General features: G+C 70.1%; 11 protein-coding genes and 2 pseudogenes. 10 read left to right on the top strand and 3 right to left on the bottom strand.

All coding sequences use genetic code 11. The annotated features are described in order from the left end of the window. Positions 1–53: 53 nt before the first annotated feature. The 4 genes from ACFXMG_RS00960 (at position 54) to ACFXMG_RS00945 (ending at position 6067) form a co-directional block, all read left to right on the top strand. The gene (locus tag ACFXMG_RS00960) at positions 54–1406 is read left to right on the top strand and encodes a tetratricopeptide repeat protein (RefSeq protein WP_383813495.1); all 1353 of its coding nucleotides are present in this window, start codon (positions 54–56) and stop codon (positions 1404–1406) included. Continuing rightward, a complete protein-coding gene (locus ACFXMG_RS00955) occupies positions 1403–3061 on the top strand; it encodes a sulfite exporter TauE/SafE family protein (RefSeq protein WP_383813494.1) in 1659 nt (552 codons plus the stop codon). Before ACFXMG_RS00960 ends, ACFXMG_RS00955 begins: the two co-directional genes overlap by 4 nt. Before the next feature lie 150 nt (positions 3062–3211). Then, on the top strand, positions 3212–4081 hold the full coding sequence (locus ACFXMG_RS00950) for a DUF4394 domain-containing protein (protein WP_383813946.1): 870 nt from the start codon (positions 3212–3214) through the stop codon (positions 4079–4081). A gap of 660 nt (positions 4082–4741) precedes the next feature. Continuing rightward, positions 4742–6067: an FAD-dependent monooxygenase gene (locus ACFXMG_RS00945; protein WP_383813492.1), complete on the top strand. Its 1326-nt coding sequence runs from the start codon at positions 4742–4744 to the stop codon at positions 6065–6067. Positions 6068–6175: 108 nt separating this feature from the next. Here the strand turns inward: ACFXMG_RS00945 and ACFXMG_RS00940 are convergent. Continuing rightward, positions 6176–6769: pseudogene (locus tag ACFXMG_RS00940) on the bottom strand (nucleoside deaminase); the annotation flags it as partial. A gap of 358 nt (positions 6770–7127) precedes the next feature. On the opposite strand from ACFXMG_RS00940, the gene ACFXMG_RS00935 reads away from it, so the two are divergent. Next, positions 7128–7496 carry a hypothetical protein gene (locus ACFXMG_RS00935; protein WP_383813491.1) on the top strand — a complete coding sequence of 123 codons (369 nt, stop codon included), beginning with the start codon at positions 7128–7130 and terminating at the stop codon, positions 7494–7496. A 1173-nt stretch (positions 7497–8669) separates the two neighbouring features. Here ACFXMG_RS00935 and ACFXMG_RS00930 read toward each other — a convergent pair. Next, on the bottom strand, positions 8670–9533 hold the full coding sequence (locus tag ACFXMG_RS00930) for an NAD(P)-dependent oxidoreductase (protein WP_383813489.1): 864 nt from the start codon (positions 9531–9533) through the stop codon (positions 8670–8672). Between the two features lie 95 nt (positions 9534–9628). Here ACFXMG_RS00930 and ACFXMG_RS00925 point away from each other — a divergent pair, with 95 nt between their 5' ends. The 5 genes and pseudogenes from ACFXMG_RS00925 to ACFXMG_RS00905 all read left to right on the top strand — a co-directional run bounded on the left by ACFXMG_RS00925 (position 9629) and on the right by ACFXMG_RS00905 (position 13797). Continuing rightward, entirely contained in the window at positions 9629–10201 is a 573-nt protein-coding gene (locus ACFXMG_RS00925) for a CGNR zinc finger domain-containing protein (RefSeq protein WP_383813487.1), read from the top strand. 149 nt (positions 10202–10350) lie between these two features. After that, a complete protein-coding gene (locus ACFXMG_RS00920; protein ID WP_384899766.1) occupies positions 10351–10938 on the top strand; it encodes a DUF6597 domain-containing transcriptional factor in 588 nt (195 codons plus the stop codon). A gap of 30 nt (positions 10939–10968) precedes the next feature. Next, the gene (locus tag ACFXMG_RS00915) at positions 10969–11379 is read left to right on the top strand and encodes a hypothetical protein (protein ID WP_383813482.1); all 411 of its coding nucleotides are present in this window, start codon (positions 10969–10971) and stop codon (positions 11377–11379) included. 148 nt (positions 11380–11527) lie between these two features. Continuing rightward, positions 11528–11653 (top strand): annotated as a pseudogene (locus ACFXMG_RS00910) (deaminase); the annotation flags it as partial. 224 nt (positions 11654–11877) lie between these two features. Beyond that, positions 11878–13797 (top strand): SMI1/KNR4 family protein, encoded by a 1920-nt coding sequence (locus ACFXMG_RS00905; protein WP_383813480.1) that lies wholly within the window; start codon positions 11878–11880, stop codon positions 13795–13797. Between the two features lie 347 nt (positions 13798–14144). Here the strand turns inward: ACFXMG_RS00905 and ACFXMG_RS00900 are convergent, their stop codons facing one another. Beyond that, positions 14145–14822 (bottom strand): recombinase family protein, encoded by a 678-nt coding sequence (locus ACFXMG_RS00900; RefSeq protein ID WP_383813478.1) that lies wholly within the window; start codon positions 14820–14822, stop codon positions 14145–14147. Between the last annotated feature and the right edge of the window lie 153 nt (positions 14823–14975).

The raw sequence follows: 14975 nt of genomic DNA, 5'->3' as shown, positions 1-14975 counted from the left end.
GGTCGCCGCGCCCCACCGGGGCGCCGCCCCCGCTCCGCACGCCCGGAGGACCAGTGCAGGACCAGAACCCCACCGCCCCCGAACCACCCCGCAAGCGCGGACGCCTGCGCGGGACGGCGGTGACCCTCGTGCTCGGGGTGGTCATGTTCGCCGTCGGAGCCGTAGGACTGGCCCCGCCAGGCTCCTCGCCGACCGGCCCGGCGGAGGGCGGGAAGGCGTCGCGGACCACCGCTGCCGGGCGGGGGTCCGTGGCCGCGCTCCAGGAACGCGTACGCCGACTCCCGAAGGACACGGTCGGCTGGGCCGCGCTGGGCATGGCGTACGTCCAGCAGGCCCGCGCCACCGCGGACCCGGCCACCTACGACCGGGCGGAGAACGCCCTGCGCACGTCGCTGAAGCTCCAGCCGTCCGGAAACCACCCGGCCGAGACCGCGATGGGGGCGCTCGCCGCCGGGCGTCACGACTTCGCAGAAGCGCTCGACTGGGCGGAGAGAGCCACGACGACCAACCCGTACAGCGCGACCGCTCATGGCGTACTGGCCGACGCCTACACCCAGCTCGGCCGGTACGAGGACGCGTACCGGGCCGTACAGCGCATGGTCGACCTCCGGCCGGACAGCGCCTCCTACGCCCGGGCCTCCTACACCTGGGAACTACGGGGTGACGTGGGCCGGGCCCGCGATCTGATGACCCGATCCCTCGGCGCGGCGGCGACCACGGGGGAGAGGTCCTTCGCCCGTACCCATCTGGCGCTCCTCGCCCTGGAGAACGGCGACCCGCGCACGGCCCTCGCGCAGGCGGGCGCCGGGCTCGGGGAAGACGCGCGAGACACCGCCCTCCTCGAAGCCCGCGCCCGCGCCCACGCGGCACTGGGCGACACGGAGCGGGCCGTCACCGACTACACGGCCGCCATCGCCATCGCTCCACTGCCCCACCACCTGCTCGGCCTCGGCGAACTCCAGCAGGCGCTCCGGCGGCCGGAGCAGGCCGAAGCGCAGTACGCGATCCTGCGCGCCCAGGAACAGATCCGCCGTGCGAGCGGCGGCCCCGCCGACGTCGACGCCATCCTGTTCGAAGCCGACCACGGTGATGCCCGCAAGGCCGTCACGATGGCAGGCGAGACCGTGGCGGGAAGGCCCTTCATCGCCGTCCACGACGCCTACGCGTGGGCCCTGCACCGCGCCGGCCGCTCCACGGACGCGCTGGCGCACGCCGACCAGGCCCTCGCCCTGGGCACCCGCAGCGCCCTCTTCCACTACCACCGCGGAATGATCCACGCCTCCCTCGGCCACAGCGCACAAGCCCAGGGCGACCTGCGGCGGGCACTGGCCATCGATCCCCGCTTCCATCCCCTGCACGCCCCCGAAGCCCGCAGCACGCTCAGCAGAATCGACGGCACCGCATGATCCCGATCCTCCCGCGCGCGGCGGCCTGCGCGGCGACGGCCCTCCTCGTCGCCGGTGCCTCCGCCCCCATCGCCTCCGCGCACCCGCTCGGCAACTTCACCGTCAACCACCACACCGGACTCGTACTCCACCCCGACCACGTCGAGGCACGACTGGTCGTCGATCGGGCCGAGATCGCCGCCCTACAGGAGCTCCCGACCGTCGACCGCGACCGGGACGGCAGGATCACGCCCCAGGAGTCCGAGGCGTACGCGAGCAAGACCTGCGCCACCCATGCCGCACAGCTCCACGCGACCGCCGACGGCGTCCCGCTCCGCTGGGCCCCGGTCACGGCCGCCCTGACCGATCCCCCCGGCGAGGCCGGGCTGAGGACCAGCAGGCTGGAGTGCGCCCTGACCGCCACGGCCGACCTGCGCTCCCCCGCCCACATCGAACTGCGCACCTCCTACGACACCCGCCGCATCGGCTGGCAGGAGATCACCGCCCGGGGCGACGGCGTCAGGCTCCTCGAAGCGGACGTGCCGGCCACCTCGTCCACCGACGAGCTGCGCCGCTATCCGCAGGATCCGCTGGCCGCCCCGTCGGACCAGCGGACGGCGTCCCTCCGCGCCGAGCCGGGCGAGAACGGTCCCGCGTCGGTCCCGGGGAGCACCGCCGGCGGCGCCGGTCCCCTCGGCACGGTCCTGGACACGATCTCCTCGACCTTCGAATCCCTGGTCGGACGGCGGGAGTTGACCGTGCCTGTCGGGCTCCTGGCGCTCGCCCTGGCCATCGTCCTGGGGGCGTCGCACGCGGCGCTCCCCGGTCACGGAAAAACGCTCATGGCCGCCTACCTCGCCGGCCGTCGAGGAACCCCGAGGGACGCGGTCACCGTCGGGGCGACCGTCACCCTCACCCACACGGGCGGGGTCCTGTTCCTCGGACTAGCCCTCCCGCTGGCCACCCATCTGGCCGGTGAGACCGTCCTGACCTGGCTGGGCATCACCAGCGGGCTGCTGGTCACCGGCATCGGGCTGTGGCTGCTGCGCTCAGCCCTGCTCAACCGTGCGACGGGCCACCACGGTCACGGCCACGGCCACGGGCATGGCCATCACGGCCACAGTCACGGGCATCACCATCACCATCATCATGACCACGGGCACGGACATCACCATCATGCCGAGAGCGAACCGACTCCGGTCGTCCCCGACAGCCGCCACCCTCACACCGAACACGAGCAGGGCGGCCCCGTCGCACTCCTGACCCGCGAGGACCACACCCACGCCGACACCCACCCCCACCCCCACGCCACCGAGTCCGAGAGCGAGCCCGCGCGAACGACCCGGGGCGGTCTGATCGGCATGGGGATCGCGGGCGGCCTGGTCCCGAGCCCTTCCGCGCTCGTCGTACTCCTCGGCGCTGTCGCACTGGGCCGCACCGCTTTCGGTGTCCTGCTCGTCCTGGCCTACGGCCTAGGAATGGCGGCCACCCTCACCCTCGCCGGACTGCTCCTCGTCCGGCTCCGAGACCGCGTCGAAGCCGGACTGAAGACCGCCGCGGCCGACCGCTTCAAGCGGGTACGGCGCCTGGCCCGCTACGGGCCGGCCGGCACCTCGGCCCTCGTCCTGATCGTGGGCCTCGGACTGACCGCGCGCGCTGCCATGGGTCCGTGGTGACCCCCAGGAACCCCGATGGGGTAACCAGACGCCCGATCGTTGCGTCACGCGGGTGGTGTCCGCCCGCCAGACCCCTCCAGCCCGCCTGCGGTGGCACATAGATCATGTCGCTCGGCCGGCCGGGCCGAGTCATCACATCTGGGAGTGAACTTGCGACACCGCACCGCTGCTGCCGCTGCCACCGCCGTCGTGCTCGCCGCCCTGTGCGCCGCACCCGCGATCGCCGCCGCCCCCACCGCACCGCAGGCCGGGCCCGCCACGGACCACAAGGGGCTGACCGCGATCGGCCTGACCGCCGACCAGCGCCTGGTCGAATTCGACGTGCACAAGCCGTCGAAGAGCCGGTCGCTGGGCCGGGTGACGGGCCTCGCGGGCGACACCAGGCTCGTCGGGATCGACTTCCGTGTGCAGGACGAGAAGCTGTACGGCGTCGGCGACAAGGGGGGTGTCTACACCCTGAACACGAACGCCCGCGCGGAGAAGGTGTCGCAGCTGACGGTCGGGCTGACCGGCAAGGCATTCGGCGTCGACTTCAACCCGGCCGCGAACCGGCTGAGGGTCATCTCCAACACCGGACAGAACCTCCGTCACAACATCGACGACGCCTCCGCACCACTGACGACGACCGTGGACGGGACGCTGACCAATCCGACCATGCCGCCGTCGACCGCGAAGGGAGTGACGGGCGCCGCCTACACGAACAACGACCTGAGCCCCGCGACCGCGACGACCCTGTTCGACCTCGACACCATGGCCAACCGGATCTCCCTCCAGTCCCCGGCCAACGCGGGCACCCTAGCCCCCACAGGCAACCTCGGCGTGGACGCGCGCCTGGACGCCGGCTTCGACATCTACACCCGCCCGGACACCGGCAGGAACCACGGCTTCGCCACCATCAACGACGGCAGCGGCTACCACCTCTACACCGTCGACGTCCTGACAGGAAAGGCCACCGACAAGGGCGCCTTCCCGAAGCGGCACCAGGCCACCGACCTGGCCCTCCCCCTCAACCAGAAGTAGCCCCCACCAGTCCCCCTCGCCGCCGACCGTCAACCGAACACCGCCGTCACGACTCCCGGCGCATGCCCTGAGCAAGCCAAGCCGGTGGTCCGGCACCCTTCGAGACGAAGGATCCCGGACCACCGGCCGGCGGCCTTGCCGACAGCGTCATCAGCGGTACGCGAGAGACAGCAACGGCAGAGGACTCCAACTGTGCTTGGTGCTTGTGACCTTTGCCGGCGTGGCTTTGCGTGACACCACTGAAGCCTGGGCAGAGGCTGCCGGCTCCAGGGTTCTGGTAGTTCAGAGAAGACCGAGATCGTTGCCGGTGATGACGCCGCCGTTGCCGATCCACGCGAGAAGTCGTGGAACGCCTCGGCCTTGTTCGTTGCGGCGGCCACCCGCGGGTGCGGCGGAGCGCCGGAGGGTACGTGCGGGGCTGAACCCCCGGTCGAAGCCCGGGAACCGCGCGCAGCGCGCCGGCTCGGACCGAAGCGGAGCGCTTTCGGCAGGCGAGCGGGCCCGTGTACTGATCGTCGCGGCGCACCTCGAGCATCCGTTGGTCGTCTCGGCGCTGCGGGTCCCGCGCATCGGCTCCCAGGAGGCTCTTGATGGGCGCGCGGTAGTGTCCTGAGCAACAGCGTTCGAGGACTCGGCCGTTGCACTGAGGTGGGGGTTCATGTGAAGCGGGCCATCGTCATGGGCGGAAGCTACGGGGGGCTCTTCGCTGCCCGTGTGCTGAGCGATCACTTCGAGGACGTCGTGGTGGTGGAGTCCGACGTCATCGGAGACGACGGACTCGGTCGGCGTACCCCGCAACGGCATCAACTGCACGCTCTCCTGTCCATGGGACACACACAGCTGGAGCGATGGTTCCCCGGCATCACTGATGAGCTGGTGAAGGCCGGTGCTCAGCTCGGTGAGGGCGACGATGTCCAGTTCTACCTGGACGGGCGCCTGAAGGCTCCGGTGGCGGGCGCGCGCATGCTGGGTGCCACCAGGCCATTCCTGGAGGGTCACCTGCGGAGCCGGGTGGCCGCCATCGAGAACATACGGTTCAGCCAGGCGCAGGCCACCGACCTTGTGTTCCGCGACGGCCGTGTGGTCGGTGTGACCACCTCGGCGCCGGAGTCCGAGGGCGGCGGCGAGGGCAGTGAGACGGTCGACGCCGAGTTCGTGGTCGATGCGATGGGGCGGAAAAGCCCGCTGGAGGAGTGGCTCGTCCGGCACGGCTGGAGCAAGGCACCCATCGACCGCATGAGGATCGACCTCGGCTACGCCACGGCCTCGTTCCGCCGGGGTGACGAGCTGGGCAGCACAGTCATCGCCCACTCCAGCCCTGGGCCTGGCAGCGACTATCAGCCCACGCTGACGGAGCCGGGGGCGCTGGCCGCAGTGGAAGGCGACCGCTGGTCGGTCGTCCTGGCCGGCTACGCCGATCACCGGCCTGGGCCTGACCCCGAGGAGTTCCTCCGCCGGATGCACCGTTGTGTCGCCCCGATCCGGACGGTGGCTGACGTCTCCGAGATGATCGGCGAGGTCAGGACGTACCGGTTCGTCGAGAGCCGCCGCCGGGTGCACTCCCGCCTGAGCCGGTTCCCCGGCGGCCTCGCCGTCGTCGGTGATGCACTGGCGAGCGTGAACCCCGTCTACGGCCAGGGCCTGACGCTGGCGGCCCTGGAGGCAAATGCGCTCGGCGTCTACCTGAGCTCGGCCCCGTCGCTGCGGGACCCGTCCTGGGATTACTTCCGTCTAGCCGAAGCCGTCGTGGACGCGGCATGGCAACTCTCCACGGCCGCCGACCTCGCGCAGCCCCACGTGACGGGCCCCTACCCCCGCGGCTACCGCGCGCAGAAGTGGGTCGCTGACCGGCTCACCGAGGCGTCCGTACGTGATTCCGATGTGAACGCGCGGTTCATGGCGGTCGTGAACATGGAAATGCCGCCGACGGCTCTGACCGACGTCCGGTTCCTCGCCCGTGCCGCTCGCGTGCTGCTCAGCAGCTAGGGGCGGACATGTGGGGAGGTGTCCTCGACCGCGCCGCCGTCCGTGCGCCGGAGGCCCGCAGCGGGTACACGCCACAGCGCGAGGCAACCACCTCCCGGCACGCAACCCTCAGTCCCTGCTGCACGGAACCTGTGCCAGAACCCGAGAACGGCTCTGGCACAACTTTCGTGAAGGCGACCCGTCGCTTGGCGAAGGAGGCCGGCGGCCCTGAAGAACACTGGCACAACCCGCTGTCTCGGGTTCCAGTTCCCGGCAGCGGACCAGGATTTCCGGTTCCTCTCCTTCGGGCGAGGCCGCCGAAACGCTCCGGAGGAACATGAGGTTGGCTGCCACCAGCCAATTCTGCCTGCCCAGGCCGGTCACACCCGAGGAGCCGTTGCTGCCGTGGGTGAGTGCCCAGGGGTCGGGGGCCAGATACCTCACCGAGCCCGCGCCGGTGAAGGACGCCGCGGCCGTGCACATTGAGCAGGGTTCCTGAGTGCTCCACAGCGTCATGGTGCCCAGTTCCCATCCGGTGCGCGCAGCCCCCAACGCGTTCATCTCGGCGTGTGCGAGCGGTGTTCCGGGTAGGGGACCGGTTCCGGGACCGTGGTCGTAGGCGTGGTTGCGTCCTTCTGCCAGCACGGCCCCGTTCGAGTCGGTCAGTACCGCCCCTACAGCCAGTCCGCCGGCTGTCAGGGCTTGGTACGCCAGGGCCAGACAGCGTCTGACGGCCTCGGGTGCCGCCGCTCATTCCACTTCGAAATGCTCCATGCAGGGCAACCTCTCACGTCGTCAGAACCAGGACTCGGCACTTGGTGGATGGCGTCACCACAGAGATGTGCCGGAACTTGAACCCGTGAACATCGGCCCGCCCGTGAACCGGGCGCCTTTCGAGCTCATCGACGAACGACTCCCAGTCTCGGGTTCTGGCTCATGGTGCACCGCTCCCCGCCTGTGTCGGCACGTGGCCGGCCGGTCGACCGTGCGCACGCCGGCGGTTTCCGTCACCGACCGTTGCGATAGTGCAGAAGTTCGACCGACTCGGAACTGTGGGCGGAATCGAAGCGTCCGACTTGTTGTGAAGGAAGAGATCAAGGGCCTCACCGGTTTCCTGATAGCCGGTCTGGGCGCCGCAGCGACGCTGGTGGCCTGGGCGCCGCTGGCCCGGGTCAACGTAGAGGGTGGGTTCACCGGAATCCACAGGGACCTCAGCGTGCTCTACGTCGACCTGCCACTCATCACCGCAGGGGGTGCCCTGGTGCCGCTCACCTTCTGGGTACTCACCTTGCGCCGGTTCCATCGGCCGTGGCTCGCGGCCCTGGTCGCGGCTGCCGCGACCGCCCTGGGAATCTGGGGCCTGACCAGTTCATGGGTCCCCTACCAGGCGCCCGAATTCGGCTACGAGAGAGCCCTTCATGGCCTCATGAACAATTCCCTTCTCGCCTGATAGACGTGCACCCAGCCTGGCGCCCAGCGCGCTCCCTCTCCTGGGCGCGCTCCCGAACACCAAGGGCCCATCCTGAGGCCGCAGGATCACCGCACCTTCATCGAGCCGATTCGTGGATCGATGAACCAGCACCACGGAAGCTGAGCCAGAGCCCGTTATCGGGTACAGAGCCGGTGGGTGGTTTGCGGGCTTCGGTGAAGGTGGTTCAGGCGGGGTTGCTCGTAGGGGAGGGCTGCAGGTCAGGGAGTCTGCTTCCCGTGTACGCGGGGATGGCCCCTCCAGACCGTGCGGCGATGACGAGTTCCATTGCCTGAGTAACAGCAAACTGCGAGACCAGCCCCCACCCGGCGTCTTGGCCCCGACAGTCGAGGGCGGACCGGCGAGGCATACAGGTCGCCCGCCCACCTCGAGCAACGCATCAACCCCGTCACGGGACCGATGCTGACATCAGCAGTAGGGCCCCGTAGCCTGTTCTGACTCAGAACGGCGTGATCTTCGGCGGTGGCTCTCATGACAGGCGGCAGGTCCAGGACGGACATCCGCGGCGGTCACATCGGACTGGTCGTGACGATCATTGCGTTGATCATTTGCGGCTTCTTCTCCGGCGCACGCTGGCCCTTGATCGTCACAGGAAGTTTCACTGCCTGGTTCACCCTCGCACTCGCCGTCATCCACAGCAGGGGCGGACGCGGCAGGGAAGCACTTCGACGGGCCTATGTCGCCACGTTCGGCTGGGGCGATTACGTCACCCTTGCTGATCCCGGCCGGCCCAAACCTCCGGCGAGGTCGTTCTCGTCAGGATCTCCCTTGGTTCGACTGCTCATGCCGGTACGCGGAGGCGGTGACGCGGTAGCGGCCGAGCACCCCCGCGTACCCTGAAGTCCGAGCCCGACCCGCGGGGATCGCCCCACGGCGGTGCTGGCCGGGGCCTGTTGTGTGGGCTGTTCCCCGCTCGCGCGGGGATGGTTCCGGTTCCGAGTGGCGGATACGGATGTACCGCGCCTGCTCCGCCCGTCTGCGGGGATGGCCCCCTGGGCTGGGCGGCGAGGTGTCCGTTGACCTCCCGCTCGGCTGTGACGGACCCTCCGGCGGGGCACCATCACCGGCACGGACCGACCGCGGACCCCCCGCGCTGGACGCCGCGCGCCGGCGGCCGTACGAGCGGTGGTGTGTTCAGCGTGGCTGCTGTTCGGCAATCACAGCCCAGTCGTCCGCTGCGCGGCCGTCTGCGACCGCCTGGGCGAATACGTCTCTGAGTAGTTCGCCGAACGGCAGGGGGACGGCTTGGCCGGCTGCTGCCTCAAGGGCGAGGTGGAGGTCCTTGCGTCCGAGTGCTGTGGTGAACCCGGCCGGCTGGTAGCTCCGCTCTGCGATCATCGTCCCGTAGCCGGAGTAGACGGGTCCGGGAAAGATGGTCGAGGCCAGCAGTTCGACGAACTGACCCGGGTCGACGCCTACCGCGTCGGCGACGCTGACCGCTTCCCCGAGCGACTGGATCGCGCAGGCGATCAGGTAGTTGCCCAGGATTTTGGCGATGTTGGCCTGCTCGGGCAGCTCGCCCAGGCGCCAGGTGCGGGATCCGATCACGTCGAAGAACGGCTGGGCACGGTCGATGAGTTCGGGCTCTCCTGCGACGAGGATGTTCAGCGCACCGGCCTCCGCGACGCTGACCCGGCCGAACACCGGGGCCGCGAGATAGTCGATCCCGTGCGCAGCGTGCGCCTCTGCGGCACGGCGGGCGAGCCCGACGCTCACCGTGGCCACGTTGACGTGGACCGCCCCCTGCCGGGCCTCGCCGAGGACTTCGGAGTCAAGGAACGTCTCCGCGAACGCTGTGTCGTCGGACAGGACCGAGAACACCACCGGGCACTGGAGCGCCTCCGTGACGGACGCGACGCGGAGGGCACCCGTCTCCGCGAGCTCTTCCGCGGGTCCCGCTGAACGGTTCCACACCACCGTCTCGTGGCCTGCCCGTACAAGATTGCGCGCGATCGCCCGCCCCATCCCGCCCAGACCGATGACTGCAACCTCACCCATCGCGCAACCTCCCATGTGAACCGTCTAAGCCGGTTCCATTGTGGCGCGGGTCGACGCCTGTGTCGAACCGGCTAAGCTGGTTCTTGCTGTGGTCCATGGCGGTGCGGAAGGTGGTGACAGTGGCGGCCCGTCAACTGTTCCGGCTGGACAACGAGGTGCTGGCGTTCCGCTTCACTGCCACGATGAGCGACCGGGCCGGCAGGGCGCCCCAGGAGCGGCTCTCCAGCCGCGGCCGACTGAAGCTCTGGTTGCGTGCCGTGGGGCTCGGCGTCCCCGATGTCTCACCCGCCGAGCTTCAGGCTGCGCTCGTCCTGAGGGAAGCGATCTACCGCGCCGGGCTGGCCGTTACTGCCACCCAGCGACCCGATCCGGGTGACGCGGCGATCCTGAACACGGCCGCGGCCGCAGGACAGCCAAGGCCCGCGCTCGAGAACGGGCTCGACGTCTGGCACCTCAGCGAGGAAGCACCAGTGCCGGACGCGCTCGGAGCGCTTGCCGCCGACGCCATCCACGTACTCGGAGGCCCCGACCGCAGCCGGATCAAGGCGTGCGAAGGCCCTGACTGCGCCGGCCTGTTCCTCGACACCAGCCGCGGCGCGAACCGCCGCTGGTGTTCGATGAACACCTGCGGCAACAGGGTCAAGAAGGCCCGACTCGCCAACAAGTAACCGACTACAGGCAACCTCCCCCAAGCGATTCGCTACCGCCCCGCGCTGGGGGAGTGGTGAGCGGCGATGGGTTGTGACGTCGTGTTGTCCGTGACTGGGTGTGGGTCGCCTGTGAAGCGGGCTGAAGCCTTGTCGGCGAGCATGGGTTCATGGAGTACGTCGGCCGGGTGCCCGCACCGCCGCTCGACCGGTTCATCGACGACATCTATTGCCTGAGCGGCGTGCCGGGCCACCGCCGGATGGATGTCCCACCGATGCCGTTGGCGCACCTGGTCATCAGCCTGGGGGAGCCTGCCCGTCTGCGGGATTCGGACCCTTCGGTGCCGCCGGAGGTGGTGTCGGACGGGTGGTTCCTTGGTCTGTGGACGAGGCGTTTCCTCTACGAGTACCCCACGCGGGTACGGCTAGTCGGGGTGCATTTCAAGCCGTGGGGCATGTCGGCGTTCGTCGACATGCCCCACGGCCGAGCTGCGGGACTGTTGGGTGCCCGTCGACGCGTCACTCCGAAGAAGTTCGCCCGGATGTGCCGCTTCGCGCGGCTGATCCGGTCCGTGGACGTTCTGCACCCGGTCGAGTGGTCGGACCTCGCTCTTGCGGCGGGCTACTTCGCCCAGGCCCACTTCGGCAAGGAGTTCAAGGACTTCACCGGCCGCACCCCGACGGAGTACCTGGCCCTGCGGCACCGGATCCCGGCCGAGCGGGAGGCCCGTTCCCGGGCTCCGCACAATCGGAGGTGACCAGTCCGGAAGACTTGAGGAGAACCTCTCATGGGTGCAGTGATCATGCATAGCGTGGTGTCGGTGGACGGCTTCATCGCCGACAAGAACGACGGAGTGGGGGACTACGACCACACGGACGGTGCGGGCGGCTTCAAGCTCTCGCGTGCCTCGGCGGCGTACGGCCAGCCGGTGTGGGACTCGATCGGCGTGATCGTCATGGGCCGTCATCAGTTCGACCTGGTGAAGGGCTGGGAGGACCGGCCGCCCGCGGGTGAACACGTGGTGCTCGCCGCCGGCCTCATCGACGAGGTGGCGATGGACGTGGTGCCGGTCGTGTTCGGGTCGGGCAAGCGTTTCTTCGGCAGCTTCGACGGTCAGCAGCTGCTGGGGGATCCCCCCGTGGTAATCCAGGGCAACCGCGTGGTGCACCTGAAGTTCAAGGTCTGCCGCCAAGAGTGAAGTCGCCCGCGATCTGGTGGGTCCGGGTGATGATGCCGAACCCAATGCGTCGGCTGAATCGGCTGCCGGCATCCCCCGGCCGGCGGGTGGATCGCAGCCCTCTTCCCAACGCCTGCACACCCGGTCAACCGCACTTCAGGAGAGCTTCATGTCCGCTACCTACACTTTCGACGTCTTCTCCAGTCTCGACGGTTTCGGCGCCGCCGGCGGCAACTGGACCGGCTATTGGGGCAAGCAAGGCCCCGAGCTGCTCGACCACCGCCTCGCTCTGTACGGGGCATAGCCCAGATACGCCAGAAACCCGCCACGGGATGATCTTGGAGTCCAGGCCCGCTACGGGGTGTCGCCCGCGAGGGTGCTGACGCGGTTCTCGTACTCGCGGCGGGCCTTGTGCTGGGCCGGTCTCTGCTCGTGCTGATCAACGGCCATGTGGAGTCCTACGGTGGCGGGTGACGTCGCGGAACCCCGTTGTCGGTGCCCGCTGCGAGGATCACTGGCATGGAGATCAAACATGTCGACTGGCGGAACTTCCTGGCCCGGTGGAGCGAGGAGTGGGCGGACGCGCACGGGCACGTCGATGAGCTGAGCCCCGACGACGCCGCGGCACGGCGGGGCCGATGGCTCGGCGCCGATCCGGCCACCGAGGCGGACATCGCCGCGATGGAGGACCGACTCGGCCGCGCGATGCCGCCCTCCTATCGGGAGTTCCTGCGGGTCAGCGACGGCTGGCGGCACGCCGGCGCCTTCGTCTGGAAACTGGCCGGCACCCGAGAGGCGCGCTGGCACGACGACGCAATGGGCCTCGGCGAGGATTTCGACGAATTCTGGGGCGAGGAGGACAACCCCGAGGAAGTGCGGGCGCAGGTGGGCCTATGGTCCAGGGCGCTGCAACTGGACGTCGAGTCGGACATCACCTTCGTGCTGCTCGACCCGGAGGACGTGGGGCCGGACGGCGAATGGGCGGTGCGGGTGTGGGCTTCCTGGCGGGCCGCCGGGGACCCTGAGCGGTATCCGTCGTTCGCTGCGTTCATGATCGCCATGCACCAGGAGTTCCACGTGCACGCGCCCAGCCGGAGCGGGGAGGACGGCCCCGCATTCGACAACGGCACGACCCGGGCCCAGGACGCCGCCGTGGCCAGGGCTCGGACCGCGGCACTGTCCGGTCGGCACGAGGAGGCGGCCGCCCTGCTGGCGGAAGCGCAGAAGTACGGCCGGCCGTACGCGCACGAACTCCTGGACCAGATCTCGCAGCTGGACGGCCCGCGCGGGCGCGGGGTCGAGACGCCGCACCCCGACAACCCCCGCTTCCTCAGCGAACAGCTCCCCCTGAAGGCCGCCGACCTGCTCAACAGCGGCCGGCCCCCGGAGGACTGGCACTACTCCGACCCAGCCATCTTCCCCGACACCGCGCAGGCCGCAGCGGACATCCAGCGCGCCGTACGCGAGGGGACGTACCGCTACCAGCCCGGCGGAGCGTTCGGCGAGGCCGTCCACGAGGCCCGCGAGCAGGCCCGGTGGGGTGACACCGATGCCGCCTGGCAGGTTCTGCGTGCCGCGATCCCGTTGTGGGAGCCGCTCGGCCCGGGCCACATCGCGCCGGTGGGCCTGCTCGCCGACCCTCTGCTCGCTCCGGTACTGACCGCCGAACGGCGCCTCGAACTCCTGCGGACCCCACGCGGCGGCGAGAGCGGCCCGGCCCCGGCCCCCGCCGGCGACCGGAACCCCGACGGCCTGTCCTGGCTTGTCCGGCCCGGCGCGCTGCGCCCCTGGCAGACCTCGGTCAGTGACTACCGGATAATCCTCGTCGAAGGCACAGCCCCGGACGAGCTGCCCGCGCTGCTCGGCTCATCGCCCGGCACGCCGCTCTCCCCGCCCCTGCGGCAGTGGGACGTCACCCGACACCACCGATCCGGCCAGCGGGTCTTCTCCAGCTACGACGACAAGGCACTGCTCAGCGTCGGACGGGCCGGGCCGGACTGGAGTTTCGCCTTCGAACAGGACCCCTCCGCCGGGTTCGACACGCCGCGCTTCGTCTCTCCCGCACCGGCCGCCTCGGCCCGCGGCGGCCGGGCGATCGTGATCTGGCACGAGCGGCGCCGGGGCACCCCGGTCTTCCACGTGTCGGCCGCCGAGGGCAGCACGCCGCGCTACGCGTTCACCGTACGGGGCGGAACGCTCGAAACCACCGCTGGCGCCGTTCCCGCCGAACTGGCCCCACCCGCACTCGGGTTCGACGCCCCCGACGCGGACGGCCAGGCCTCGGCGGCATCCCAGGCCCTGGACGCCATTGCCCGGCTCCACGGTGTCACCGTGCCCCGCCTCGCCCTCACCGAGGGCCGGCTGCACACCTTCGAGTCGCTCTCCTGGAGCCGCCCACCCGGCCCCGGAGAGACGTATACGACGATCAGCATCGGCTAACCCCGCGCGCCCGCTGCGGCGCCCCCCGCCCTCGGTAGGAGGCATGAAACTGGCGCCGGAAACCCACCACGGGATGATCTTGGGGGCCGGGCGACTGGCTACGGAGTGTCCCCTGTGAAGGCGTTGACTCGGTTCTCGTACTCGCGTCGGGCCTTGCGCTGTGCCGGGACGATCGGGGCACCCTGGGCGCCGTCGAGGGGCTGGCAGCGGGCGAGGAGTCCGCGGTGCACGGATGGGGTGGCACTGACGCGCAGGGTGTAGCCCTGGCCGCGCCGTACGGTCGCCCCCTGGTCGAGCGCGGCGCGCTCGGCGGGCTCCAGCTCGGTGGTGCGGAGGTAGTCGGCGACCTAGCCCGGCATATCGAGGGTGACCGGCAGCTCCGGGGCGGTGGCGTCCTCCTTGGGGGCGGTGTGGTCGGGCAGGAGGTCGGCGACGGCGGTGCGGATCGCGCCGCGGCTGACGCCGTGGTCGCGGGCGAGGGCGGTGATGGAGCGGCCTTCCAGGTACACGGTGCGTACGTCACCGGTCTTCGTGGCCACCACGGCGGGGCGGCGCCCGCCTTTCGCGCCCTTGGCCTCGGCGGCGCGCAGTCCGTCGTACGTCAGCTCCCGCTGGAGATCGCGTTGGAGTTCGCCGGCGGCGGCGAGGGTCTGCACCATGAACTTCACGGTGGACAGCAGTTCGCCGGTGCGCGGGTGGCGGGCGGTAAGGTCCATCGCGGAGAACGCGCCGTCATGGATACGCAGGGCGAGGCGGTCGCGGTGGAGGACGTCGAGCACGTCGAGGATGTGTCCGGTACCGCGTACGAGGCGGAACATCTCGGAGATGTGCACGGTGTCCCCGGGCCGTGCGTAGTCGAGGAGCGCGCGGAACTTCGGGCGCTGGAGGGGATGGAGACGGCTGGAGGTGCCCGGGTCTTCCTCGAAGACGACGGGGCCCTCGATCCCGGCCTCGTCCAGGACGAGGTTCTGCCGGGCGGTCGACTGCTGGTCGGTCGAGACCCGCTTGTAGACCAGGTTCGCCACCGATAGGCCCCTTGCGTACGGAGGATCGGACCCTATCTGTCGTCAAACCCTGTCAGCAATCACCATCGGATCTGATTGGATTCGCGCCGCCGCGAACCCTCGGATTGCACGGGTTCATTGGACGCGCCGCCTGCCTGTCGTCAAACGATCGTT

Source organism: Streptomyces sp. NPDC059201 (genome assembly GCF_042754585.1).
Lineage (GTDB): Bacteria > Actinomycetota > Actinomycetes > Streptomycetales > Streptomycetaceae > Streptomyces.
Note: the sequence above shows the minus strand (reverse complement) of the source record. Positions and strands in the feature narration are given on the sequence as shown.